Raw genomic sequence first — 25,675 nt, forward strand, 5'->3', positions numbered from 1 at the left:
GTCAAGATGAAGAAGAAGATCCGCATCATGTCGTTAGCCCTCGCAGCTACGATGTCGCTGAGCATTATGCTCTCGGCATGCAGCTCGAATAACGGCAACGGTAATGGCAACACGCCTAGCAACAGCGGTGGTAACAACACTCCTAAGGAAAGCTCGCAAACAGATACGAAAGAGCCGGAAAAAGAAGTTACGCTGAAGTTCTACTTTGGTGGTGACAAGAAAGCGGCTACGGACGAAGTATGGTCCAAAGTCAGCGATTATGTGAAAGAAAAAGGACTTAATATTAAATTCGATATTAACTTTATTCCGTTTGGCGATTTCAAAGATAAAATGCTCGTTATGGCTGCTTCCGGCGATAAATGGGATATGAACTTTGACGGTGACTGGCTGTCTTATAAACAAATGGCTGCCAAAGGATCATATATGACGTTAAACGATCTTCTGCCTGAATACGCACCTAACCTGTATAAGAAATATGAGGAGCAAGGTACACTTGGCGCTGCTACGGTAAACGGCAACATAGTTGGCCTCCCGTGGACAATGAAAATGAATGAGCGTAAATTTATTGCTTGGCGCTCTGACCTGACGGAGAAAGCTGGACTGGATATTCCAGAAGGCTCTGTAAAAACGATTGAAGATATGGATAAATTGCTTCGTCAGATGAAAGAAGCTTATCCGAACGAAAGAATTTCCCGTACAACTCCGCTCTCGATCTACATGATTCGTGATGAGTGGGTAGACTTGAACTTCCATGGACTTGGCTTCTACCTAAGTGATCCAGCTGTAAAAGTACAGCCGGTTGAGCAGCAGCCGTTCTACCTGGAAGCCTCCAAGCTCGCAAAAGTATGGTATGACGATAACCTCATCAACCGTGATGCGATGATCGACAAGACCGATGAAGCAGCTGAGTGGAGAAACGGCAAGAAGCTGGTTACGGTTACTTCCCATGAATGGGTAGAAGCAAACCCTGGCTTTGCGGATCCGACATATAAACTGGTCGCTTCTGAGTTCTACCCTGACAAGCGTTTCATTAACCGTACCGCGCTTGCTAACGTTGTAGCGATTAACCGCAACTCGAAAAATGCCGACCGCGTTCTGCGCTTCCTCGATATGATGGAGACGGACAAAACGTTGTATGACCTTGTACAATACGGTATTGAAGGCAAAACCTATGTCCTGAACGGTGATACAGCGGAATATCCGGATGGTATGGAAACAACAACAAGTAACTATATGGAGTGGGGCGGCCAATGGGCGTTCTGGAAGCCGCAATTCATGCGTCCGACCATGACATACGGACCAGACTTCTGGGTGAACGAAGCGAAGTTCGCAAGCGAGCCTAACAATGTGAACTCGCCGATCGATGGACTCTTCCTTGCTGAAGACGCGATGAAAAACGAAGTGGCCAAACGTGATGCAGCAAGCGATGAGCTGAGCAGACCAATCGAATTTGGTGTTGTGAAAGATGTAGACAAATCCGTTAATGATTACATCGAAACTCAAAAGAAAAACGGTCTGGATACAATCATCACAGAAACTCAAAAACAAATTGACGCATTCTTAGCTAACAAGAAGTAATAACAACTAACATACTGCACAGACACATGAAGAGAAGCCGGCCTGATGACACCTATAGGGGCTTCTCTTTTTTCATGACTATGTAAGCGGATACAGACCAAATACATCTGCAAAATGGAGGTTTGATTGTGATAACGAACCAAAATTGGACAAAAGTACGTGCTCAAATGGTGAGACTACTCGTTATGCTGATGATTTTCTCTTCTGTTTGTTTTATTGGTTTACCTAGTGTTCATGCGGCGGATGAGGCTGCTGATGATGTGAGTATGACCCTTGGGGCAACACCGGTTGAGAATGGTCTATCCGGCAGAGCGGGGGATAATGGAGATGGACTTCTGACGGGGACGGAAGCGGATATCCCTTATTGGCAGACAAACAAAGCGGAAGGCACCACTTACCTCTATATGAACGTCAGCGACGATTATTTATTCGACAGCGCTGATTATAACGTTGATGTGACCCTTCGTTATTATGACGAGGGAAGCGGGAGTTTCCTGCTCCAATATGATGCGCAGTCGGCTGCCTTTAAGGACAGCACCAAGTTTACTTATGGCGACACGAAGACGTGGAAGGACTATACCTTTAATCTGACGGATGCGAAGTTCTCCAACCGCACGAACGGCACCGACTTCCGGATTGCCATTGAAGGTGGAGGTATTAACGGTGAGCTTAATCCTGATTTGAAGCTGGCGAGTGTTACCGTCAAGAAGACGCCTAAGCAGCCGACGGTTCCTGAAGAGCCGGAAGCATCAGATCCAGGAATCATTTTGGGCGAGACACCGGTATCTAATGGCATTACGGCAAAACCTGGCGATGGAGCAGCAGAGCATTTGCTGACTGGTGAAATCACGGGGAAAACGTATTGGCAAACGAATCAAACGATTAGCCCAACGGTCCATGGCGATAATATTCTTTATTTTTACTTTAATGTAGATGATGCTTACTTGTATGACAACTCCGACCAGGATGTTTTTGTAACGGTCGAATATTATGACAGTGGCAGCGGCAGTATGAAGCTGCAGTACGACTCGCAATCTGCAGCGTTCAAGGATGCACCAGAGTTTACTTATACAAATACGAATACATGGAAAAAACATACCTTCAAGCTTGGCGATGCCAAGTTCGCTAACCGTGCAAACGAAGGAGACTTCCGCCTTCAAGTATCCGGGCCGGGAGCACTTGGAAGTAATCCCGATCTGCATATTGCTTCGGTGACAGTGAAAAAGCAGCCGCAGCTGAACTTTGATACAGCAACCAAAGTCTACGACACGGTCTATCCAACGGATGACGTTGTGATTGCTGATATGAGCGTGAAGGATTTTGGGGCGGTTGGAGACAGTGCAACAGATGACACGAAAGCCTTCGAGGATGCGCTGGCGGCAGCTGGCAACAAGGGAGGCGGAGTTGTTTTTGCTCCTGCTGGCACCTATAAGCTGACAAGACATCTAATTGTACCAACTGGCGTTACACTGCGTGGTGACTGGAACAGTCCTGAGGTTTCAGGAGGCGAGGTTGAAGGAACCATCCTAGCTGTATATGCCGACAAAGGTATTGAAAACGGCCCAAGCTTCCTGCAGCTGGCACCGGTGAGTGGCGTGACGAACTTATCTGTCTGGTATCCGGAGCAGTCGGTCAGCTCGCCAGTTGCTTACCCATGGACGTTCGAGCAGTTGTCGGGCGACAGTATGACGATCAAGAATGTGACGCTTGTCAATTCCTATAACGGGATCAAGATTGGTCCATCCTGGAATGAGCTTCACTATGTCCGTAATTTGTATGGCACAGCTCTTAAAACGGGGATTTTCCTAGACTATACGACGGATATTGGAAGATTGGAGCATGTAAGACTTTCCTCTTCGTATTGGGCTGACTCGGGTCTTGCAGGTTCACCTCAGGAAGCGGATTTGAAGTCGTATATGACGACCCATTCGGAAGGCATTGTGATGGGCCGGTCGGACTGGGAGTATATGTCGGACATTCATATTGCCGATTTCAAGACAGGTATGCGAATTACAACAAGAACGGGCAGCCTGGAGACGGCAAATGCTCAGCTCTATAAAATTAATATTGAGGACTGTAATGTAGCTTTGAAAATCGAAGGCGTTAACGATTTTGGCCTGCTCGTCTCAGACAGCAGCTTCAAAGCAAATATCGGCACAGAGCCTATAGCGGTATACGCTACTGAAGGCTTCCATTCGATTGCTCAGTTCAATACGGTAACGTTTGGCGGCAATCCACATCACGCTGTTGTAAATGAAGGCAGCGGGGTATTGTCCTTCGAGAACAGTACGTTTGAGAATTGGGATGATCAAGGCGGCGGTTATGCTATTGCAGCTAAGGGAGGCTCACTCCTTCTAGGTCAGTCGAGCTTCGTTAAGGCTTCGAAGCATGTGAAGCTGGAAGGCAGTGTTACTACCGTTAACGCGATCAATTCCGGTCATAATGGCAGTCTGGCTGTTCTGGATAAGAGCGAAGCAGCGGAGGTTAGTGTCCGTCAAGGTGCTCAGTATACACTTGAGCAGCTGCCTGAAGTAGCGGCACTTGATCTGGCAAATAGGCCAAAACCATCAACTAACAGCCTGTTTGATATTACGGCAGCACCTTATGAGGCTGACAGCACAGGTGAAACAGATGTATCGGCAATTATCCAGCAGGCGCTTGATGATGCTGATGCAGCAGGAGGCGGTACCGTTTATTTACCGGCTGGTATCTACCGTGCTAATGATCCATTAAATGTTCCAAGCGGTGTTGAGCTGCGTGGTTCATGGGACGTTCCGCATCATACGATTGGCGGCGGTACTGTTTTATTCACGAATCATGGTGAGAACGATCCGGACGGTGTACCATTCCTGTCACTTGAGCAGGATGCAGGCTTAAGAGGCTTGTCGGTCTATTACGATCAGCAAAGCTGGACGAATGTGAAGCCGTATGCCTGGACGGTACAGGGCCAAGGAACAGGCGTATATCTAATCGATACAACGCTAATCAACCCGTACAAAGGCGTGGACTTTGGTTCCCATAATACAAGTGGCCACTATATCGATTACGTCGCTGGTTCACCACTTATGGAAGGTATTTTCCTTGGCGGCGGCGCTGATGGCGGATTGATGCGTAACGTACAGTTCAACCCGCATTATTACGGGCGTAACAATTTCCCTAACCATCCTTCTACAGATCAGGACTTTGATGCGGTATGGAGCTATCAGAAGGAAAATCTGGATGCTTTCCGGATTGGCGATGTTACAAACGAGACGATCTTTAATACGTTTGTTTATGGTTCGAAATACGGTATTCATTTTGAGGAACAGAACGGTAAAGGTCCGGAAGCTGTCGTCATCGGCCACGGAACGGATGGCAGCAAGAAGGGCGCCGTACTGGACTCTGCTGGCGAAGCGGGCCTTACGCTGATTAACACTGAGCTTGTCTCAATGAGCTCCTCCGACAAAGTGTATGTTGTCGTTGGGGAAGATTTTGACTCTAAGGCTGTCTTCTTTAACTCTTCGATGTGGGGAGATACGACCCGTTCCTTTGATATATTCGGAGGAGACGTTCGTATCCAGCAAAGCAACTTTACGAGAGTAGGACAACGCGGTATCAATGCTGTTGGCGGCGATATTACGCTTTATGATTCCTACTTCCAGCAGCCAAATACAAATCATGTGTATGCTGGCCCAGACATTGAGAAGCTGGTTATCGCTAACAACCTGTTCAAAGGCGGCCTGCAGCTGGTTAATGAAGCGGGCACGAAAGTGACAGGAACAAATTTGGTTCCGGTATCGCTGGATCTGGTGAAAGGCCAGTTTGATGAGAGCAATCCGGCAAATGCGAATTTTGCGCTGAAGCTGACCAACATGACGGAATCGGCTCCACTTGCTGGCAAGATTGAGGTCATTTCACCGGACAGCTACAAAGATTTGTTCGTACCGGTCCGGTTCAACAATATCGCGCTTGGTGAGAGTGTGTCGATTAAGCTTCCTTATTTGTCGGGCGATACGCTGAAATATAAAGTGACGCTGGATAATGGGTATTCCTATGTGACCCAGGTGAAAACGGCACAGTCGTTCGCGACACGTCTCGATGACGAGAGCGAGGTTCAGCCTGTTATTGATATCTCAAGTGCGACAAATTACTCGAGCCTAGGCGGCAATTGGGGCGGCAAGGACGACCTGAGTGCACAATCAACCGTCCGGTGGGATGACGATAATTTGTACGTTACTGTCCGTTCAACGGATAATACGCATTATCAGACGTGGACAAACGGCGATATTTGGCAGGGCGACAGCTTGCAGCTTGGTATCGATTTATCGAGAAAAGATGGATCTGCCAGCCAAAATGTCAACGAGCTTGGTTTTGCGCTGACGAATAGCGGTACAGTATCGAAATGGAGATGGCGTGCGCCTGCTGGCGTAGCAGCTGGAGCTTTTAACGCAGCGGATGCTGTCATTACAAGAGATGAAGCGACGCATGCAACCATCTATGACATTACTCTTCCAATCTCTGCGCTTCATGGTGCGGGATATACCTTCTCTCCTGAGGATTCGCTTGGTCTGACGATCCTGCTTAATGAACATGATGGCGCGGGCCGCGCTGGTTTCATCGAATATAATCAAGGGATTGGAACAAGCAAAGATGCAACACAATTTGGCGATCTGTATTTGCTTGGCTCCGATTATGGAAGCCTGCTGGCGCAATCGGCTGAGTCGGCGGTTGCAGCGGCTGAAAAAGCGAAGGATGTTACAAGCATTGATGCGGCAGCCAACTTTGTCTGCCTTATTCCGCAAGGTACAGTGAAGTCTGGACTGGCAGCAAGACTGACTGCAATTGGCGGGACGACGAATCCGGGACCGGGTACAGGTTCTGGCTCCGGTACTGGTGCTGGTCAAGTTGAACAGCCGAAGGTGACGGTTAAGGCAGATGGAACGGTACAGGTGGAAGGTACTGCTGTAGTAGATGCAAGTTCAAAGAATGCGAAGCTTTCCCTGGAAGCCGCGTTGCTTGATCAAGCGTTCGCCAAAGCAGCGGATCAAGACGGCAAGAAAAAAATTACGGTTGTGCTGTCTGCTGCTTCTGGAGCAAACGGTTATTCCTTGGAGCTTTCGTCGGGTTATTTGACACAGCAATCCTCGAATCGGCAGATTGAGCTCATTACACCGTCTGGAACGATTCTATTGTCCAGTGATATGCTGACGCCTGATGCGAGTAAGCTTGGTCAAACTGTCATCATCAGCATCGGAAATGCGGACAAAAGTGGTTGGAGCGAAGAGCTGCAGAAGAAGATTGGAGATCGTCCAGTTGTCGATCTGACTGTACAATCTTCGGGTCACACCGTTGACTGGCATAACAGCCAATCACCGGTTACGGTATCACTTCCTTATGCCCCTTCGGTGACTGAGAAAGTGGATACAAATAAGCTGACCATCTGGTATATTGACGGAAGTGGCAAACCGTTCCCTGTGCCAAACGCACGTTATGATGCAGCTGGCGGACAGATCGTATTTACTACAAAACATTTTAGCCAGTATGCGGTTGTATATGTGCAAAAATCGTTTGCAGATTTAAACGGATACGGATGGGCGAAAGAAGCGATTGAGGTGCTTGCGTCAAAAGGTATTATTAACGGTGTATCGGAAACGGCATTCGATCCGAGCGCATCTATCAAACGGGCGGACTTCGTGAAGCTGCTCATAGATACACTTGGACTCACCTCAGATGCTCCAGCTAGTTTTGCAGATGTGCAGGCAAATCGTTATTATGCTGAGGCTGTAGGCATTGCGAAGTCGCTTGGTATTACTAATGGTGCCGGTGGTAACCGGTTTAATCCGGAAGCAGCAATCACGAGAGAAGAAGCGGCAACGTTTATCGAACGTGCTCTCGCAGCTGTGAAAGCCGGTCTTCCGGTTGGCACAGAGGATGCACTTGCGGATTATAAAGATGCGGATCAAATATCGGCTTATGCAAAAGGAAGTATAGGCTCGCTGGTGAAGGCTGGTCTCTTGCAGGGTTATGATGATATGCTGGAGCCAAAAGGCCAATTGACACGAGCAGAAGCAGCTGTTCTATTCTACCGAATTTATAATCGTTAATAAGTGTGAAAGGAGCCAGATTCCATGCAGGAATCTGGCTCCTTTTTGGCGTATTATTAGCGTACTACACAAGCTTATGGACAAATAAAATAGATTGGTAAGCGCTTACTAGAGTGCAGACAGAGGTATGGCTATTAATGTTGGGAGGCTGTATGTGATGAGTACAATTCGGATTGGATTTATTGGCACAGGAGGTATTGCCGGCTGGCATGCGAAACAGCTGCTGGAGCTCCCTGAAGTTCAGATTACGGCGCTTGCGGATACAAGCGAAAGCAACCGCCTTGCTTTTGTAGAGAAATTTGGTTTGCAGGATGCCACGTTGTTCTCCGACTATGAGGATATGTTGGAAGAAGGGGAGCTTGATGCCGTTGTCATCTGTTCGCCGCATACTCTTCATTTCAGACAAGCTTATGATGTGTTGGATCATAATTTGCATGTTCTGATTGAAAAGCCGATGACCTGCTCATCGGAGGAAGCTGAGCAGCTGATTCAGAAAGCTAAGCAGTCGGAGAAAGTGATGCAGGTATCGTACCAGCGGCATTTTCAGCCAGAGTTTTTGTACATCCGGGATGCGATCCAAAGTGGAGTGATCGGGAAGGTTACTTCCGTAACGGCATCGCTGTTCCAAGAGTGGTACCAGCTTACAACCGATACTTGGCGGCAGATTCCGTCGTTATCCGGCGGCGGGTTCCTGATGGATTCGGGAAGCCATATTATCGACGTGCTGCTATGGACAACCGGGCTGACTCCTGAGGACGTTCAATCGCGGATTAATAGCCATGGCGCTCCGGTTGAGATTGATTCCTTTACTTCGATCAAGTTTGAGGAAGGTGCTATTGCTAGTTTGAATTTCGTTGGGTATGCGCCTGGATGGCATGAGACGTTTGCCTTCTGCGGAGAGGAAGGCGGGATCTTCTACGACAATGGTACGATCACACTCCGTCGTATGGGCAAAGAAACCATCGTGCCAGAGCTGCCCGAACCCGTCACCAACCAAGATAAAAGCTTCATCGACGCCATCCTCGGCCGTCATGAAGTACTCGTTCCTGGCGAGTTCGCACTCAAAGTGGTGCGCCTCAGCGAAATGATCTATCAAGCAGCCGGTTATGAGCCGCTGAAGAGATAAATGAAATGGGCTGGAGCAAAGGAAGACCTTTGCGCCAGCCCATTTTTCTTGCGTGTCTTGGAAAGCGCGTAAACATAGCTGGAGCGAAAGAAGCCAATATTGCGACAGAAAGTTTAAATATGTCTCATTTAGAGTGCTTGTGAACGGGCTTAGAATGGTAGGAAGCACGACATGAGGAGGGCAATAGGATGGCAAAAATTACAGGAATCAAATGTATTCGTACCCGCAAAAATGGGGCTTGGACCATCGTCAAAGTCATGACGGACCAGGACGGACTTTATGGGCTTGGCTCTGCATCGGATGTGTATAACCCGGAAGCGGTCGTGCAGATTATTGAGCAATTGCTTGCCCCTCTGTTAATCGGCAAAGAAGCCGCTAATATAGAGGATTTGTGGCAGACGATGTATATGAGTGGATATTGGAGAAACGGCGCTTTGCTTCATACGGCGATTGGCGGTATTGATATGGCGCTGTGGGATATAAAAGGAAAAGAAGCCGGCCTGCCGGTCTATCAGCTGCTTGGCGGTGCATGCCGGGCAGCGGTTCCATGCTATGGCCATGCGGGAGGGAAGGATATTGGCGAGCTGAAGGAAGATGTACACAAGTTCATCGAAGAGGGGTATACCGTAATCCGTGTTCAAATGGGAGGTTACGGAGGCGGCGGCTTTATCGATCGGGATAAGGCGAATCTTCCTCAGCAGGCATGGGGCAGCGGTCCGGTATTCGACGAGCAGTCTTATTTGAACGCGATCCCGAATATGTTCGAGCAGCTAAGGAATGAGTTTGGGATGAACGTTCAGTTTACCCATGATGTGCATGAGCATCTATCACCTGTTAATGCCATTCAGCTAGCCAAGCGGGTTGAGCCGTATAGTCTGTTCTTCCTTGAGGATGCGTTAGCACCAGAACAGATCGGATGGTATCGCCATTTGCGGCAGCAAAGCGCAACACCTCAAGCTGTCGGCGAGTTATTCGTCAATCCACAGGAATGGATACAGCTGATCAAGGAGCAGCTGATTGATTTTATTCGCGTACGTGTCTCGAAGGCAGGAGGGATAAGTGCCTGCCGTAAAATTGCTGCCTTAGGAGAAGCGTTTGGCGTTCGAACCGCATGGCAGGAAGGCGGGGAAAATGACCCTGTCAACCAAGCGGCGGCTGTGCACCTCGATATGGCGATTTGGAATTTTGGCATTCAGGAAGTAAACCATTTCCGGCCGGAGGAGCAGGATGCTTTCGCGGGGCACATTGAGCGGAAAGGCGGGTACCTTTATCCGTCAAAAAAGCCGGGACTTGGCATTGAACTAGATGAGCTGAAAGCGCAGCAGCTGCTTGGAGAAGGCTGGAGCCGATCGGTTTATTTTAATCCCTATCAGCTTGACCGCAAGGCAGATGGTACGTTGGTTCGCCCATAACAATATGAGATAATAGGAGTGTAATCGCATGAAGACAATTGTAGTGACAGGCGGCAGCGGCAAGCTGGGCACGGCACTTATTAAGGAGCTCCTGCAAGAGGGTTATGCTGTTACCTCGCTTGATACACAGCGTTCGAATGAATTAAAGTGCAGGCAGATCAAAGTGGATCTGAATGATTTCGGGCAGGTCGTATCTGCCCTTCACGGGGCTGACGCGGTTATCCATTTGGCAGCCATTCCAGCTCCGCTTGGCCATACGTACCCGTATATTTTCGCTAATAATGTGGTGTCCAGCTATCATATTCTCGAGGCAGCATCGCTTCTCGGCATTCGTAAAGTAGTAGTTGGCTCCAGTGAATCCTCCTATGGCTTTGCTTGGGCACCAACACCGTTCTCGCCGGACTATTTACCAGTTGATGAGGAGCATCCGCAGCAGCCACAGGAGTGTTATGGGTTATCTAAAGTTGTAAATGAACTTACGGCTTCCATGTTCGATCGGCGCAATGGGATGCAGATTATCTCCCTCCGTTTCTCGATGATTACCAAGCCAGAGGATTATAAGCATCTTGCAGCTAGACCACCGGAGGCCTTCAAAAATATTATGTGGAGCTATATCGACATCCGGGATGCCGTCAGCGCTTGTATGGCTTCGCTTAAGGTTGAGGATCGAGGCGCGATCTGCCTCAATATTACAAGCAGCGATACGCTTAGTGATCTCCGCACAGAGCAGCTCATTGAGCAGTTCTACCCCGATGTGAAGGATTTACGTGACGCCTTCCCGGAACGGACCGCTCTTGTAAGTAACATGGAGGCTCAACGGGTGCTCAGCTGGAAGCCGCAGCATTCTTGGGCGGATACGATAAATTAAACTTAAGCCAGGACTTCTCTCTTAAGCAGAGGTCCTGGCTTTATTGTCATGATCTCTCATTTGTAAGGTTTTTCTAATTAATAGAGCCCATTATAATAGAATCATTAGCAACTTTCTCTTCATACTTCATTGGATTGTGAGAGGAGTTTTGAGATGAAAAAGGTTTATAAAGGTGCAAAAACGAGAGAAATCTCTTTCCCCCTTGGTGGGATTGGCAGCGGCAGCATCGGGCTTTCCGGCAATGGGAGGCTGATTGATTGGGAGATTTTTAATCGGCCGAATAAAAAGAGCTTTAATGGCTTTAGTCATTTTGCTATTAAAGCGGAGCAAGAAGGACGTCTATTAGACGCCAGGATTCTGAATGGGGATTTGCAGGCACCATACATAGGAGAGCACATCAGGGGAGGTCCGTGGTACAGCGGATATGGCTTTGGACCAGAAAGCCAGACGATGGCTGGCATGCCGCATTTTAGAGAGACCGAATTCAGGGGAGAATTTCCTTTGGCAGGAATGACGTTCGCAGACCCTTCGTTTCCCGGACGGGTGGAACTGCTGGCCTTTAATCCCTTTATCCCTCTTAATGATCAGGATTCGAGTATTCCTGCTGCTTTCTTCGAATGGGAGATCGAAAATACCAGTAAGGAGCCCATTACCTATACGATCGGTTTGTCGGTAGGGAACCCAATTCCTACGGAGAGGGTCATCCATCGATATCAAGAATCGGTGAGTGAGACGGGTCACAAAATACATACGCTGGGACTTTCCTCCAAGCAATACGGAGAGGATTATCCGCAGTATGGTGATATATGTATTGCTACGGATGCGGATGAAGTTAGTCATCAAGATTTCTGGTATCGCGGTGGATGGTGCGATGCGCTGGAAATGTATTGGCATGATTTTGCGAAGCCTGGACCACTGAATAATAGAACATATACCGAAGAGATGCCGCCTAGCGAGAGACATAAGGATACGGCTACACTTGCTGCACATTTTACCCTGAATCCTGGCGAGAAAGGGAAGGTCAGGTTTACGATCAGCTGGAGCTTCCCGAATATGGTCAATTTTTGGAATCCGCAAGTGGACGGGTCTAACAGTTGGAGACATTACTATGCTTCGTTATTCAAAAATGCTGAGGCAAGCGGAAAATATGCGTTAGAGCACTGGGATCGCCTTCTTGAAGAAACATTAACCTTTAAAGAGGCACTGTTTTCTTCCACTATACCCGAGGTCGTCAAGGAAGCTATATCTGCTAATTTATCCGTGCTAAAGTCAGCGACCTGCTTGCGATTGACGGATGGCTCCTTTTATGGATTCGAGGGGGTGACGGAAGATACCGGCTCCTGTGAAGGCTCTTGTACGCATGTGTGGAACTACGCCTATGCGCTGCCGTTTCTGTTTCCAAAGCTGGAAAGAAGCATGCGTGATCTCGATTTTCGCTATAACAGCCGCCCAGATGGCCGTATGACATTTCGACTCATGCTGCCCGTTGGCCGGGAACAACAGCACTATCATGCTTGTGCGGATGGTCAATTCGGCGGCGTTATTAAAGCGTATCGGGATTGGAAAATATCCGGCGATACAGAGTGGTTAATGTCGAATTGGTCTACGATAAGGAACTCCATTGAATATGCGTGGGCAGATACGAACGTTGATCAATGGGATCCTTTGAAAAAAGGGGTTTTGGAGGGGAGACAGCACCATACCCTTGATATGGAGCTCTATGGACCTAACTCCTGGTTGACTGGATTTTATCTCGCAGCACTGAAGGCGGGTTTCGAGATGGCTTCCTTCTTAGGGGAATTGGACACAGCTGAAACCTATAATCGAATGTTTAATAAGGGAAAAGAATGGGCAGATCAGCATCTGTTTAACGGTTCGTATTATGCACAGCGAGTGGATTTATCCGATCAAACGCTTCTTACGCAATTCGGGAGCGAAGCTGTACAAGGCTATTGGAATGAAGAGCTGGAGGAAATCAAATACCAGATCGCAGGCGGCTGCGTGATCGACCAGGTTATCGCTCAGTGGCATGCCAACTTATGTGGGCTTGGAGAGATTTTCGATAAGGCACAAACCCGCACGGCGTTGCAATCGTTATATCGGCATAATTTTAAATCAAGCATGAGAAATGAAGCTAACACATGGCGGTTATACTCTCTGAATGATGAAGCAGGTCTCGTTATTTGTACATGGCCGGAGGGAACCAGCAAGCCCTCGATCCCGCTGACCTATAACTCGGAGACGATGACAGGCTTTGAATATCAAGCGGCCTCGCATATGATTCAAGAGGGTCTTGTTGAAGAAGGCCTTTCAATTGTATCAGCGATTCGAGATCGTTATGACGGGGAGAAACGTAACCCTTGGAATGAGATCGAATGCGGCAGCAACTATGCGCGGTCCATGGCGAGCTACTCGTTGCTCCATGCTTTTAGCGGATTTGAATTCGATATGGTCCAAGGGATGATCGGCTTTCAACCCGTTCAAATGATGGAAGGCGAGTATCGGACCTTCTGGTCGCTCGACCAGGGCTGGGGCATATTCGAGATGTCAGCAGACAGTTTGAGCGTAAAGGTATTAGCTGGCAAGCTGAATCTAAAAGCGCTTAAGCTAGCTGTGTCCGAAATCAATCATATTTATATCGGTGATGAAGAGATAGGCTTCACAATCTCTGAAAACACCGTGCATTTTCAAAACGAAGTGATTCTTCAAGCGCAGCAGTCTGTCGTCCTGAAACTAGTTCATTAATTGATTAAAAAGCCCTGATCATCATCAAGATATCTTGATGGATCAGGGCTTTCGTCTTTATCCTTTAATCGAACCAATCATAACCCCTTTAACAAAATGCCGCTGCACAAAAGGATACATGATCCAGACAGGCAGGCTGGAGACGATAATAATCGCATATTTGATGCTCTCGGCCAGCAGGATCTTATCTTCCAGTCCGACAGTGCCGTCCGCAGCAGCAGATTGGCTGAACATCAATATTTCACGTAAAACAAGCTGAAGCGGGTAATGCGACTCGTCGCGCATATAAATAAGCGCGTTAAAAAACGAATTCCAATGTGCTACTGCATAGAACAAAATCATTACGGCCAATATTGGCTTTGACAGCGGCAAAATAATATTCAGCAGCAGCCGCCAATTCGAGCAGCCATCGATATGGGCTGCCTCCTGGATCTCCCAAGGTATGCTCGATTGAAAATAAGTTCTCATCACGATCAGATTGTAGGTAGAGATCGCACCGGGAACGATAAGGGACCACATCGTATCGACCATCCCCAGATCCTTGACCAGCAGATAAGTTGGAATAAGGCCACCGCTGAAAAACATCGTAAGTGTGATGAACAGCATCAATATTTTTCGTCCGGGAAGATCGGGCCTCGACAGCGGATACGCCGCCAAGATGGTCATGATGATATTAATAACGGTGCCAACTACCGTATACACGATCGTATTCCGATATCCGAGCCACACTTCTTTGTTATGGAAAATTTCCGTATAAGCCTCAGCCGTAACGCTCTTTGGCAGCAGCCATACTTCACCGCTTAGCACCCTCGCTGGATCGCTGACCGAAGCGCTGACCACAAATAGCAGGGGATAAAGCACAATGACGATAATTATCGCGGCTAATGCACAGACAACTACGTTAAATAACCGCTCCCCCCTTACCATAAACTCGTCTCCGACAGCTTGCGTGCCAAACGATTGACCACCAGCAGCAGCACCAAATTAATGACCGAATTAAATAGTCCAATCGCGGCCGTATAGCTGTACTCCCCTTTGAGAATGCCCGTTGTATAGACAAACGTAGAGATGACATCGCTTTTTTCAATATTTAAGCTGTTTTGCATGAGCAGCACCTTCTCAAAGCCAATATTCATGAAATGGCCGATATCAAGAATAAGCAAAATCACAATGACCGGAACGATGCCAGGCAAGGAAATATGCCAAATGCGCCGCATCCGGGAAGCCCCATCCATCTTGGCAGCCTCATACAGCTGAGGATTGATGCCGATTAGGGCTGCAATATACATGATCGACTGCCAACCCATGTTCTGCCAAATATTCGAGCTGATGAAGATGGGCTTGAACCAGGAGGCTTCCTCAAGAAAGCGGATTGGCGTGCCTCCAAAAGCCTCGATCAGCCCATTGACAGGGCCACTCTTGGGAGACAGCAGCAATTGCAGCATGCCGACAATAACAACAACCGAAATAAAATGTGGAAGGTACGTAATATTTTGCAGCCATTTGCTGAAGCCTTTGCTTGGAAGCTCTTGAATAATGAGTGCCAGCAATATCGGAATCGGAAAGGCAATCAGCAGTGAGAATAGATTAATAGAAACGGTATTCCACAGCAGCCTCCAGAAATAATACGAATCAAAAAACCGCGTAAAATGCTCAAAACCTACCCAACTGCTGCCCGCAATTCCCTTTGCCGGGTTGAAGTCTTTAAAGGCGATTTGGAGCCCATATAACGGTCCGTATTGAAAAATGAAATACCAGACGATAGGCAGAAGAAGCATTAAGTAAAGGTCATATCGTCTGGCGATCTGTTTAAACAGCCGGGAGCCGCGTATGACGCGGCTGCGGGAAGAAACGATGGTCGGATTTTTAGTCTGCGCCGAATTCATAAGCGCCCTCCTCGGTTAATTACTTGATTTTATCATAAGCATCCTGGTACAGCTTCTCAAGCTCGTCAATTTTCAGCTTCTTGAGAGTAGACTGGAAATCATCCCACTTATCAAAGCTGAGTGCACCAGTAATGAATTTGGAACTCTGCTCTTCGTAATACTTATCGATGTCGTTGCGAAGCACATCTACTTTCTTTGCGGTTTCCTCGTCAAACATCGGAGCTGCGTAGCGGACTTTTGGCATGTAAGGATCCAGCTTCGTTTGAGCCTCTTGTACTTGAGGAGGATTAATAAAGGAAGCTACCTTCTCGCTGATTAGGTGAGGAGCTCCCCCACCGGCATAAGGTGTGATTTTCCCTTGATTTCCTGTGTTCAAAAACTCCTCCGTATAATACGGAACGCCGTCCTTCAGCTCGTAATGTTCTCCTTCTCTACCGAATCGGAGCAGAGTGGAGCCTTCCTCGCCGTAGAAGTAATCAATCCAGCGCATAGTAGCTTCCGGATACTTGTTGACCGATGTGATGGCAAATGATCCTAGATCCCGCGGAACAGACGCGCCTTGACTTTGCAGACAATCGCCATGCGGACCTTTGAGCGGAGCAATTCCTGTATATTGATCCTGGATAGGCAGGAAGGAATTATTCGTTTGATCAAAGAAGAAGCCAACGGCGCCTGACCCTTGCTTAGCAAGGTATTGTGCTTCTGTCTGCGAGAATACTTCGGGATCCAGCAGCTTCTCGCTGTAGAGCTTGTTCAAATACTGGAGCAGCTCCTTGTTGCGGTCATTACCCATCCAGATATCGACTTTGTCATTATCCAGATTAATGTTATAGCCTAGCTGAGAATCGAGGCCAAAGGAGCCGCTCATCATAGGGAGAATAGGCAGACCTAGACCAACTCCGCTGCTTGCGCGTGCAGTCATTGGAATTTCATCCTGCTTGCCGTTTCCGTTTGGATCCTGATCGCGGAAGGCAACCAGCACTTTATACAGATCTTCTGTTGTTTGCGGTTCTTGTAAATTCAGTTTTTTCAGCCATGCTTGATTAATCCATTTCTTGTCTGTCCGCGCAGCACTTAAGGTAACGACAGTTGGGAGCGCGTAAATATGACCTTCCGGAGTAGTGATAGCTGGTGCAATTTCAGGGTATTGCTCCATCAGCTTTTTGAAGTTTGGTGCATATTTGTCAATCAGGTTCTCAAGCGGAATTAATTGACCAGCCGATCCGTAACGGATCGTTTCGAGAGAAGTGAGAGCCGAGCGGAACAAGGCATCCGGAAGCTCGTTGGCTGCGAACAGCAAATTCTTTTTCTCCTGGAAGCCGTCCGTAGGCACTTCGGTGAAATCCACCTGGATGTTGCTGAGCTTGGCGTAATCCTGAAACACAGGCATGTCTTTGAAAGGACCATTTACAGGAGCGATACGTGAAAACATCTTCAGCTTGATAGGTTCTTGTACAATTGGAAAACCACTTGCACTAACGGCATCTGCGGAAGCCTCGTCAGCCTTGTTATTCGTGTTATTACTGTCCTTACTAGAGCTGCATCCTGCAAGTGTCAGACTAAGTGCGATCATAGCGGACACGGTTAATTTACTTCGATGGTTATTCATCATTACAACATTCTCCTTTAAAACAAAGTATTCAAAGCCATATAGTTGGTTTTATGAGCTGGATTTAGCATAAATTAAGCTGCAGCAAATAGAAATAACATTTCGTTGTCATCGATTTAACATTTTGTTAGGGGTGCTGCGGTAATGGGAAGGCGACATCCCATAATAGGTGCTGAAAGCTCGGGAAAAGGTATACAAGTCCGAATATCCAAGCGACAGTGAAATTTCCGTAATCGATAACGTCCGGTTATGCAGCATTTCCTCAGCGCGCTCCATACGGAGCTTTATTAAATACTCACGGGGACTCATTCCAAAGCTATGTTTAAATCTGCTGGACAGATGAGAGCGATGCATGCCGGTCAATTGAGCAATGTCGGTGACGGTGATGCCTTCTGCATAATGTGTCTCCATATATTGCAGGCAGGCTTTTAACCAATCCTTGTCTTCCAGAACTTCTGGAAGCGGACGCGACAGTAATTCAAACAACTGGTATAGCTTCATCTGCAGCTGCAAATCTCCATCCTTCTGAGGTGTTTTCATCCGTTCCATACAAGCCTTTAATTGATTGGTGAGCTCGGTTGTGAGCCGGTTGCGCAAATACGGTCTATGCTCCGTTATTCCAAGTCTCTTCACTAACAGCTCCGCTTGTTCACCATTAAAGGCTAGCCAGTGCATCTGCAGCGGGGAATCGGGGTCGTATTGCGTAACCCAATAGCTATGCTTCACGTCGGGGAACAGACAAAACATACTTCCTTTCGTCAGCGTAATCGTCTCTCCCAAACTGGATAACGTGACCGTTCCGTTAAGCACAAAATGAAAGGAAAAGCATTCTATTACCCTCGGCCCAACGCTGTAATTKGCCTTCGCGATATTATGTCCTGTGCGAAGCGGCCAAAGCCCGCCAAGCTTCTCAAATTCATTTGGTGTGTAATAAAAAATGTCTGCAAATTCATGACCGTAATCCTTCATATTTGTTTCACCCCACAAAAAAAGACATAGCAGTAGTAGCTGCTATGTCTCTAGTTTTCTAGTCGACTATCCCGTTTATTGTAGCATAGAATGCTATCTTCTAGGGCTAGTAGGAGTGATATTAATAGATCCTGTAGCTGCCGCTTAACGCCAGCAGACTGAAGAAGTACAGGCAGTTATCGTAATAACGGCGCTCTCCTGTGCGCAGCGGAGTATTCCAGAACAACTGAACAAAATGCTCCACATCGGGTCCATCTGCTGCTAACGAGGCCATCGCATTCGTCGCAAGCAAGCCGATTGGATGCAGCGCCGGCTCCTCGAAAGGCTTGCCGTCAATCGTATAGCGGCGATAATCATTAACGTCAATGTTGCGGAAAAATTGTTGAATCCGGTTCGACTGCTCCACCTGCCAAGGATCTTCGCGGAACCATGCCCAGTCTAAGCCGATATTGGCTGCTGTGCGGTAAGCATCGCTGTAGAAATGCCGGAAGTCGCCATGACGCTGAACCGCTGCAGGCGTTCCATCATAATTCGCATACTCCGGTGAAAGTCCCGTCTCGGGATGACACGCAGTATGCAGGTAAGCCCGGCTTGCTTTAGCTGCCTCTTTCCAGAATGGCCTGTCCTCTTCATCTGCCCATAGAGCAAACAGATCGTAGAAGTGGGGAAGATGATAGGAAGGATCACTAAATAATGACTCCGGAACGAACTTAATCAGCTTTGTTGCTGGATCCCACATCGGATCTCCGCCGTTTCCATCCTCACCTTGATGTACGCATGCCCGCAAGATTCGTCTTGCCTGCTCCGAATAATTGTATGGCTCGGGACCATCTCCCCAGCGGTTAGTGGCAAAGAAGAGGGCCAATGCGAAAAATTCTTCTCCATCTGGAGCCGGTCCTTGTGAAAGACGAGTTCCGTCAGTCTTGCAATGCCAAGCGAAATAATCCTTGTAGCGGCCTTCTTTGTGCTGCATATAGGTGACGGAGAAATTCCACAACCGGTCGAAGATCTCCTTGTCATTCATTTGAACTGCCATCATCATCCCGTAGGACATGCCCTCTGACCGCACATCTATGTTGCCGGTATCCAGCAAATAACCTTTATCGTCGCCCATTGGATAATAGATTTGGACCTCTGAATTATCGCCAAGGAGATCGGACCATGCCTGCTTCAGCTTCCCTTGTACGGCTTCTTCCGAATACCCAATCTCCTCGAATAGATTCCGGTATTCCCCTGTATAAAAAGCCCCTTTATGTACATCTGTCTTCATAGAAAAATCCCTCCATTCAGCTTCTACAGGTCGATCTTAGCACATTCAAAGCCATATAAATTAAAGCGTTTTCATTAGAAAGTATAGATTTTCTTTATAACAAAAACTCGGCATCCATTCCATCCGTTGTATAACGGGAGGAAGAATGCTGAGTTTTTTTGCCGTTCTTATTCGAGGTTAGCGTGAATCTTGAACATAGCCGCCCCTTGAAGTTCATTTTTCTCCATCAGGTTTAGCACAACCGTATCCAGCAGCAGAAGCAGGCTTTGCTCGAACAAGCTGCCCATCGGCTGCCTGGAGCTGGCGGACGTGCTTTCTTTGGTAGCAGCTGGAATCTGGACGATTGTAGAAGCCAATGCGCCTAAAGTGGATTCCGGCACAATTGTGATGGCTGCTACTGAAGCGCCAATGCTGCTCGCTTTGGAAGCCATCGCCGTCAGGCTTTTCGTCTCCCCCGATCCCGAGCCAACTAGAAGCAGGTCTCCTTTAGAGATACCTGGTGTTATGGTCTCGCCGACAACATATACACGGAATCCCATGTGCATCAGGCGCATCGCGAATGCCCGCATCATCAGCCCCGATCGTCCTGCCCCAGCCACAAATATGTTCTCCGCTTCCGAGAGCTGCTTGGCAAGCTGCTTGATCTGATCTGGCTGAATATGTCGAAGCGTCCGCTCCAACTCCTCAATAATGGACGATGTTGAAATGAGCGTATTCATGGTATTACCCTTGTTTGATCAGCTGCTGCATTTGAGCGGCTACTGCTTGTTTGTCCCCAGCACTTGTAATGCCGCCGCCAACAATAACAAGATCAGGTTGTGCGCTGATAACTTCAGGCAATGTCTGAAGCTTAATGCCGCCTGCGATTGCTGTTTTTGCCTGTTTTACGACACGTTTAATCGTAGCCAGGTCTTCGAACGAGTTTTTACCCTCTGCTTGATGGTCGTAGCCGGAATGTACACAGATATAATCAACGCCAAGGCTGTCGATTTCTACTGCACGTGCAGCAATATCTTTCACATTGATCATGTCGACCATGATTTTTCTGTTTTGCTTCCGTGCTTCTTCCACAGCACCTTTAATGGTGGAATCGTCGGATACGCCAAGTACGGTAATAATATCTGCTCCGGCCTCAGAAGCTTTCATAACCTCATAACCGCCAGCATCCATAATTTTCAGATCAGCGAGTACTTTGAGGGATGGGAATTCTTCTTTCATTTCTTTCACAGCGCGAAGCCCTTCGTTTATAACAACAGGAGTCCCGATCTCTACGATATCGATGAAAGGGGCTACCTCTTTAACCACTTGTATTGCCTCAGGGATGTTGACCAAGTCCAGTGCTAATTGAAGTTCCATATGATGAATCTCTCCTTTAATATAAATGTTGTTGTTAGGGATGAGTTCATAGTAGGACGATACCGAAAATTAAGGAAGTACGCACTTTCAAGTAAGTCGGTATCCTGTAGGAAACTGTAACAAGCAAAAAGGCAGACCCCATGCGGAGTCTGCCCATTTGTGATACGAATCTTTTAATTTATTTTTCTGCTGCTTGAAGGGGAATAGGTTCGGAATCAGAAATTTTGCCTAGTACCTGCTCGCCATAATGCTTGCCCCAGTTGTACATCAGCTTCAGGATTGGGACTAGACTTTCTCCGTATGGAGTCAGCTTATATTCTACCTTAGGGGGAACAACCGGATAAACGGTCCGCTCGACAAGCTGGTCCTCTTCCAGCTCACGAAGCTGGTTGGTTAATATTTTTTGCGTGATATGGGGAATGAGCTTCTGCAGCTCGCTGAATCTCTTCGTGCCTTCTATACCCAGATGCCAGAGGATAATAAGCTTCCACTTGCCTCCGATTAACGCGAGGGTTAATTCTTTCTCACAGTTAATTTGATCAACTTCAATTCGGGAACGGATATCTTTCGCCACAGTCGAACACCTCCATGTTGCTATAGTGTCACAATAGATTACAGGATTATGGAGGCTATGTCCACTTTGTAAAAGAGGATGTCGAATAATAGCGATTTATGATATTATCAAAATTATTGCCTATATTATGGTAAAAAAAGGTGGAGAACTTATGGAGTATATGGAAACCCTACACCGCCGTAACAAATTACTCGTTAACATTATCTGGGGAATGCTTATTCTGGGTATAGCGGTTGATTTGTTAACAGGGGCGGGAATGGATTCCGTTATCATGTTGTGTATTGTAGGAACAATTACATGCGGCACGACCACATTATTTGTCTACAAACACTGGTTAACGACTTACATTATGTATTTTATTTCCGCTATCGTAACGATCCTGACCTTATTATTACTGCTTACTGGTCCGATTATTACAACCTATTTTCTGGTGTATGTGAATCTTGCCATTATGACGCTGTATGGTAATTCCAGGGCTATCGGTTTCTCCGGACTAATGGGTGTCCTTCTAACTGTTTATTGTTACATTAGCCCTGACAAGTCGGAGATCTTTGGCGATAATGCCCCAACAACAATGTTTATGTATTTGGCTATGGTTGCCGTACCTTTGTACGTCTCTACTAAGTTCAGCGAGCGGTTGCAACTTAATATTATCAAGCAAGGTGAACAAGCGATGCAGGACAACAACAGGTCGCTTAAGCTGGTCGGCCAAGTCTCCTCATCGGCAGCCCTGCTGAGTACGTTTAGCACCAACCTGAAGACGAATATGACGAAAACCGGATCGATCTCTAAAGAAGTAACCTCCGCCTTCACAGAGATTACTTCCAGTATGGAGGCTCAGACCTCCAGCATTACCGATATTAGCGAATCGATCCGTTACATCGAGCAATCCGTATCCTCGCTCGCGGACCGCTCTACCGAAATGAAAGAAATTTCGGCAAGCTCAGCTGTGCTGACGAAGGCTGGAAGCGATGGAACAACGGTGCTTGAACAAGAAATGGAGCGGGTCAACGAATCGATTGATTCGTYGGTCCAGCTTATGAATGAGTTAGGGGAGCAAAATGCGAGTATAAGTGAGATTGTCGCCACCATTAAGCATATTTCAACGCAGACGAATTTGCTGGCTTTAAATGCAGCAATCGAAGCTGCTCGTGCTGGTGAGCATGGCAAAGGATTTGGCGTTGTATCACATGAAATCCGCAAGCTGGCGGAAACTTCTCAGCAATCTACAGAACAGATTGAGCAAATTCTCGAAAGCATCCGTTCGAAGACGATCCGGGCAGCAGAGCAGGTGCTCGAAGGGCAGCAATCGGTTATTGGCAGTACGGCTGCAACCCGCAAAGTAGCCGATGTGATGAGAGCTTTGAGAGCAGATGCCAATAAACTGGAGAGCCATTCGACCGAAGTCGATCATTCAGCTGAGCAGCTGCAGGAGCAATACACAAGAATAACGGATCAGATCATGACCATCGCCAGTGCAACGGAGCAAAATATGGCGGCTATTCAAGAGATGTCCGCAAGTATGACGACGCAGGACAGCCGCATTATTGAGGTAGTCGAGAGCTTCCTGCAGCTGGACAAGCTGACTTCCAATTTGAATGAGATGACGGAACAGAAGGCTATGCCCAAGTTCTTATAAGCATTAAGCATTTAATAGAAAAGCCAATGAAACGGGTCGGCTTCATTGGCTTTTCTAACTTACGTTACCTTTCTGCCAAGCTTCTGAAGGGCTTGTACAGAAATTCGATCAAGGTGGGCGTACCGGGTGTGTTAGGAACGTCCAGGAAGAGAAAGATCCAAAGGACAGCCAGTAGAAAGAAAAATACCGTTTTTTCTTTCGAACCCCATTTCTTGAGCTTCTGCCATTCAAGCCAAATAATCAGGATGGTCCCTATGGCGATCAACATGATAAATTGCACTCTCATGTTACTCTACCTCTTCAAGCGACATTCCGCCGGGAGCATTAATTAAGCCTGGTTTTTTAATATCAGTCTTGACGTCAACCGAGACATGAACCTTCGGGAATTGTTCATCCCAGTGATCCTTTACCTGCTCCCATTGCTTTGGATATTTTTTTTGATATTCTCTGGAGAAATGAGCAGCATCCGTCTTCAAATTTTTTTGCATATAAAAGAGAGCAGACTCAATCCGGTCTTTAATATCCTCGCGAAAAGCCTCTTTCATCTTTTCCAGCTGTTCCGGCTTCATCGGATCCATATTCGTATTGTTCTGAATAATACTGCCCTCTGATTTCACCTTAACGGTCATCGACCAGATATTCCCCTCAATATGCGGGATCATGCGTACTTTGGTTTTGACGGGCTTTAGGGACACTTGTTTCTGCTCGTCGCCAACATTGAAGGTAACGCTGTATTCCCCTACTTCATTTGCCATAAGCAAAATTCCCCTTAGCAGCTTTTCCGGTAGAACCCCAATCAGCTTGCCTTTCTTCAGCACAGCTGCCCCCTTCATATAAGGGATAGTCTGAGTTGGTTTATCCGCAAGCTTGGACGGCGGTAAGATGTAGACCAAGGGGAGGAGGGTTACCCCGGAATCTCCTTTCAGATCTATACTCATTTGCTCGACCGTAATATGCAGGCCATTATGTAAATTAGATATCTCTCTTAAAGCTTCCGAAGATGTACGTTCAATAGGAGGGATCAATTCAAGCGCTTCTGCTGATTTTCCCTTGCTGATCATCATATAGGCACGTTCACGGGGCTGTGGATGCCGAATGAGAAAATCAAATTCTTCACGAATACCCATCTTCGCAAGCTCCTCGCTGAATATGAAAATTTTGCATTGTCCCCAAAACAATTTCCTTGGCATCTTGCGTTGCAGCTTGGACAGGGCATCCGCGATATTGCTTCCTTCTGCCGTTCTGGTAGTTGCTTTTGGACCGCTTCCTCCGCTCCCAATGTTTTGCTGCCCTCCGCCTTGATTTTGCGGAATAATGACTTGTACGGTAATAAGGATCTTATTGTTCTCCCCTTTGTCAAAGCTCGTAGCCGATACAAGCGCAAGATCATTAAGTTCTGTCCGATCCCAGCATCCACTAAGCAAAAGCAATGTCCCAAGCAGGATTGTAAGGATCATGATCCTCCTCATGAGACCAGCTTACTCCATTGTTTTCTGCATAAGGCAATAATCAGAAGCAGGAAAGGAACAGCGAGCAAGAAGGTAGCGAGGTGAAATATACCGGCATTGTGAAGGAAACCAGCAAGTCTGAAGTAGCTAGGGAAATCCCAAAAACAGTGGATGACAATCAGAATGCCGATTGGAAACACAAAAGGCTTGTAGTCCTTTATATTAAAGCAAGAAGTAAACGATAAGACCGCAACGTAATAAACGGCCGCTATCTTAATGAAATTACCAACGACCCACATAGCTAGAAGCAAGGCCTCCAGGTTCTCAAAGAAATCAGCCCGGGAGATGTATCGAAACGTTGTTAACACCGGATACACTTTGTTGGCAGTATCAGGCCCGAGTATGAACAGCGCGATCAGGCATACATAAGTCAAGCTGGCGGCAACAGCTATGAGAGAAAGAAGGCTGTACTTCACCGTTTTCTCCTGATCAATAACGCTCGGCAGGAAAAAGGCGATCATTAGAAATTCCGCATACCAGGATATAGGCGGCAGAGAGCCCTTCATAACCGGGGTTAATCCGCGGCTCATGAACGGCAGGATATTGCTAATCTCGAAATCAGGTATTAATAACAGGAGAAAAAATAACGGCAAAATAAAGAGCGGGGTTAACAAAACCGCACTTCTAACCAGCAGCTCTATCCCGCCGCGCACAGCAAATGCAGCAAGCAGAACCATTGATATAACAAGAAAAAACATCGGGGTTTTAAATAAATAATTGCCAGTAACAAATTCGGCATATTCTCTGGAGACAAGTCCGGCAGTCATTACAAAAAACTGAAAGTAAATGAGACCAAGCACTTTTCCCGGCACCTTCCCGATAATCCGTTCACCATATTGAACTAGATTATTGTTAGGGTATAACCGGTGGAGTTTTATCGCAATTGCAATAACGCTTCCCCCTGATAATAAGGCAATGATAGGCGTAATCCAGAAGTCATTATCTGCGTATTGGGCAGAAATGACGGGGATGGTAATAAACCCGGTTGCTAATATAACCGAGTACATCAGAAGCGACATTTGAAATGAAGTGATTTTTCCATTGTCCATTGT

General features: G+C 47.2%; 18 protein-coding genes. 7 read left to right on the forward strand and 11 right to left on the reverse strand.

Going from position 1 to position 25,675, the window contains the following annotated elements:
* Positions 1 to 6 precede the first annotated feature (6 nt).
* The 6 genes from AB4Y93_RS15675 to AB4Y93_RS15700 all read left to right on the forward strand — a co-directional run bounded on the left by AB4Y93_RS15675 (position 7) and on the right by AB4Y93_RS15700 (position 13,812).
* On the forward strand, positions 7 to 1,578 hold the full coding sequence (locus AB4Y93_RS15675; RefSeq protein ID WP_441893487.1) for an extracellular solute-binding protein: 1,572 nt from the start codon (positions 7 to 9) through the stop codon (positions 1,576 to 1,578).
* Positions 1,579 to 1,706: 128 nt separating this feature from the next.
* On the forward strand, positions 1,707 to 7,661 hold the full coding sequence (locus AB4Y93_RS15680) for an S-layer homology domain-containing protein (RefSeq protein ID WP_441893489.1): 5,955 nt from the start codon (positions 1,707 to 1,709) through the stop codon (positions 7,659 to 7,661).
* 157 nt (positions 7,662 to 7,818) lie between these two features.
* Positions 7,819 to 8,787, forward strand: coding sequence for a Gfo/Idh/MocA family protein (locus tag AB4Y93_RS15685; RefSeq protein WP_441893491.1), 969 nt, complete (start codon positions 7,819 to 7,821; stop codon positions 8,785 to 8,787).
* Between the two features lie 188 nt (positions 8,788 to 8,975).
* Positions 8,976 to 10,199 (forward strand): enolase C-terminal domain-like protein, encoded by a 1,224-nt coding sequence (locus tag AB4Y93_RS15690; RefSeq protein WP_441893493.1) that lies wholly within the window; start codon positions 8,976 to 8,978, stop codon positions 10,197 to 10,199.
* A gap of 28 nt (positions 10,200 to 10,227) precedes the next feature.
* Positions 10,228 to 11,067, forward strand: coding sequence for an NAD-dependent epimerase/dehydratase family protein (locus tag AB4Y93_RS15695; protein ID WP_441893495.1), 840 nt, complete (start codon positions 10,228 to 10,230; stop codon positions 11,065 to 11,067).
* Positions 11,068 to 11,220: 153 nt separating this feature from the next.
* Entirely contained in the window at positions 11,221 to 13,812 is a 2,592-nt protein-coding gene (locus AB4Y93_RS15700; RefSeq protein WP_441893497.1) for a GH116 family glycosyl-hydrolase, read from the forward strand.
* A 57-nt stretch (positions 13,813 to 13,869) separates the two neighbouring features.
* On the opposite strand, the gene AB4Y93_RS15705 is transcribed toward AB4Y93_RS15700, so the two are convergent.
* From AB4Y93_RS15705 to AB4Y93_RS15740, 8 genes are all read right to left on the reverse strand, one after another.
* Positions 13,870 to 14,739, reverse strand: a complete 870-nt coding sequence (locus AB4Y93_RS15705) for a carbohydrate ABC transporter permease (RefSeq protein ID WP_441893499.1) — start codon at positions 14,737 to 14,739, stop codon at positions 13,870 to 13,872.
* Positions 14,733 to 15,698, reverse strand: coding sequence for an ABC transporter permease (locus AB4Y93_RS15710; protein ID WP_441893501.1), 966 nt, complete (start codon positions 15,696 to 15,698; stop codon positions 14,733 to 14,735). The genes AB4Y93_RS15705 and AB4Y93_RS15710 overlap by 7 nt, the downstream gene beginning before the upstream one ends.
* A gap of 19 nt (positions 15,699 to 15,717) precedes the next feature.
* Positions 15,718 to 17,307: an extracellular solute-binding protein gene (locus tag AB4Y93_RS15715; protein ID WP_441893933.1), complete on the reverse strand. Its 1,590-nt coding sequence runs from the start codon at positions 17,305 to 17,307 to the stop codon at positions 15,718 to 15,720.
* 108 nt (positions 17,308 to 17,415) lie between these two features.
* The gene (locus tag AB4Y93_RS15720; protein ID WP_441893503.1) at positions 17,416 to 18,276 is read right to left on the reverse strand and encodes an AraC family transcriptional regulator; all 861 of its coding nucleotides are present in this window, start codon (positions 18,274 to 18,276) and stop codon (positions 17,416 to 17,418) included.
* A 121-nt stretch (positions 18,277 to 18,397) separates the two neighbouring features.
* Positions 18,398 to 19,546 (reverse strand): glycosyl hydrolase family 8, encoded by a 1,149-nt coding sequence (locus AB4Y93_RS15725; protein ID WP_441893505.1) that lies wholly within the window; start codon positions 19,544 to 19,546, stop codon positions 18,398 to 18,400.
* A gap of 167 nt (positions 19,547 to 19,713) precedes the next feature.
* Entirely contained in the window at positions 19,714 to 20,265 is a 552-nt protein-coding gene (hxlB, locus tag AB4Y93_RS15730; protein ID WP_441893507.1) for a 6-phospho-3-hexuloisomerase, read from the reverse strand.
* Positions 20,266 to 20,269: 4 nt separating this feature from the next.
* Positions 20,270 to 20,902: a 3-hexulose-6-phosphate synthase gene (hxlA, locus tag AB4Y93_RS15735; protein WP_441893509.1), complete on the reverse strand. Its 633-nt coding sequence runs from the start codon at positions 20,900 to 20,902 to the stop codon at positions 20,270 to 20,272.
* A 178-nt stretch (positions 20,903 to 21,080) separates the two neighbouring features.
* On the reverse strand, positions 21,081 to 21,476 hold the full coding sequence (locus AB4Y93_RS15740; protein ID WP_441893511.1) for a winged helix-turn-helix transcriptional regulator: 396 nt from the start codon (positions 21,474 to 21,476) through the stop codon (positions 21,081 to 21,083).
* A gap of 151 nt (positions 21,477 to 21,627) precedes the next feature.
* Here AB4Y93_RS15740 and AB4Y93_RS15745 point away from each other — a divergent pair, with 151 nt between their 5' ends.
* Positions 21,628 to 23,115 (forward strand): methyl-accepting chemotaxis protein, encoded by a 1,488-nt coding sequence (locus tag AB4Y93_RS15745; RefSeq protein ID WP_441893513.1) that lies wholly within the window; start codon positions 21,628 to 21,630, stop codon positions 23,113 to 23,115.
* A gap of 64 nt (positions 23,116 to 23,179) precedes the next feature.
* On the opposite strand, the gene AB4Y93_RS15750 is transcribed toward AB4Y93_RS15745, so the two are convergent.
* The 3 genes from AB4Y93_RS15750 to AB4Y93_RS15760 are packed head-to-tail and all read right to left on the reverse strand — an operon-like array spanning position 23,180 to position 25,672.
* Complete coding sequence (locus AB4Y93_RS15750; protein ID WP_441893515.1) at positions 23,180 to 23,401, reverse strand: hypothetical protein; 222 nt, start codon at positions 23,399 to 23,401, stop codon at positions 23,180 to 23,182.
* 1 nt (position 23,402) lies between these two features.
* Positions 23,403 to 24,572, reverse strand: a complete 1,170-nt coding sequence (locus AB4Y93_RS15755; RefSeq protein WP_441893517.1) for a Ger(x)C family spore germination protein — start codon at positions 24,570 to 24,572, stop codon at positions 23,403 to 23,405.
* Positions 24,573 to 24,580: 8 nt separating this feature from the next.
* On the reverse strand, positions 24,581 to 25,672 hold the full coding sequence (locus tag AB4Y93_RS15760) for a GerAB/ArcD/ProY family transporter (protein WP_441893519.1): 1,092 nt from the start codon (positions 25,670 to 25,672) through the stop codon (positions 24,581 to 24,583).
* Between the last annotated feature and the right edge of the window lie 3 nt (positions 25,673 to 25,675).

This window comes from Paenibacillus sp. YAF4_2 (assembly GCF_052113225.1).
GTDB lineage: Bacteria > Bacillota > Bacilli > Paenibacillales > Paenibacillaceae > Pristimantibacillus.

Coding starts and splice junctions, on each gene's coding strand:
- AB4Y93_RS15760 (WP_441893519.1), bottom strand. CDS start 25,672: ATGGACAATGGAAAAATCACTTCATTTCAAATGTCGCTTCTGATGTAC.
- AB4Y93_RS15725 (WP_441893505.1), bottom strand. CDS start 19,546: ATGAAGACAGATGTACATAAAGGGGCTTTTTATACAGGGGAATACCGG.
- AB4Y93_RS15695 (WP_441893495.1), top strand. CDS start 10,228: ATGAAGACAATTGTAGTGACAGGCGGCAGCGGCAAGCTGGGCACGGCA.
- AB4Y93_RS15755 (WP_441893517.1), bottom strand. CDS start 24,572: ATGATCCTTACAATCCTGCTTGGGACATTGCTTTTGCTTAGTGGATGC.
- AB4Y93_RS15675 (WP_441893487.1), top strand. CDS start 7: ATGAAGAAGAAGATCCGCATCATGTCGTTAGCCCTCGCAGCTACGATG.
- AB4Y93_RS15710 (WP_441893501.1), bottom strand. CDS start 15,698: ATGAATTCGGCGCAGACTAAAAATCCGACCATCGTTTCTTCCCGCAGC.
- AB4Y93_RS15685 (WP_441893491.1), top strand. CDS start 7,819: ATGAGTACAATTCGGATTGGATTTATTGGCACAGGAGGTATTGCCGGC.
- AB4Y93_RS15700 (WP_441893497.1), top strand. CDS start 11,221: ATGAAAAAGGTTTATAAAGGTGCAAAAACGAGAGAAATCTCTTTCCCC.
- AB4Y93_RS15705 (WP_441893499.1), bottom strand. CDS start 14,739: ATGGTAAGGGGGGAGCGGTTATTTAACGTAGTTGTCTGTGCATTAGCC.
- AB4Y93_RS15750 (WP_441893515.1), bottom strand. CDS start 23,401: ATGAGAGTGCAATTTATCATGTTGATCGCCATAGGGACCATCCTGATT.
- hxlA (WP_441893509.1), bottom strand. CDS start 20,902: ATGGAACTTCAATTAGCACTGGACTTGGTCAACATCCCTGAGGCAATA.
- AB4Y93_RS15690 (WP_441893493.1), top strand. CDS start 8,976: ATGGCAAAAATTACAGGAATCAAATGTATTCGTACCCGCAAAAATGGG.
- hxlB (WP_441893507.1), bottom strand. CDS start 20,265: ATGAATACGCTCATTTCAACATCGTCCATTATTGAGGAGTTGGAGCGG.
- AB4Y93_RS15715 (WP_441893933.1), bottom strand. CDS start 17,307: ATGAATAACCATCGAAGTAAATTAACCGTGTCCGCTATGATCGCACTT.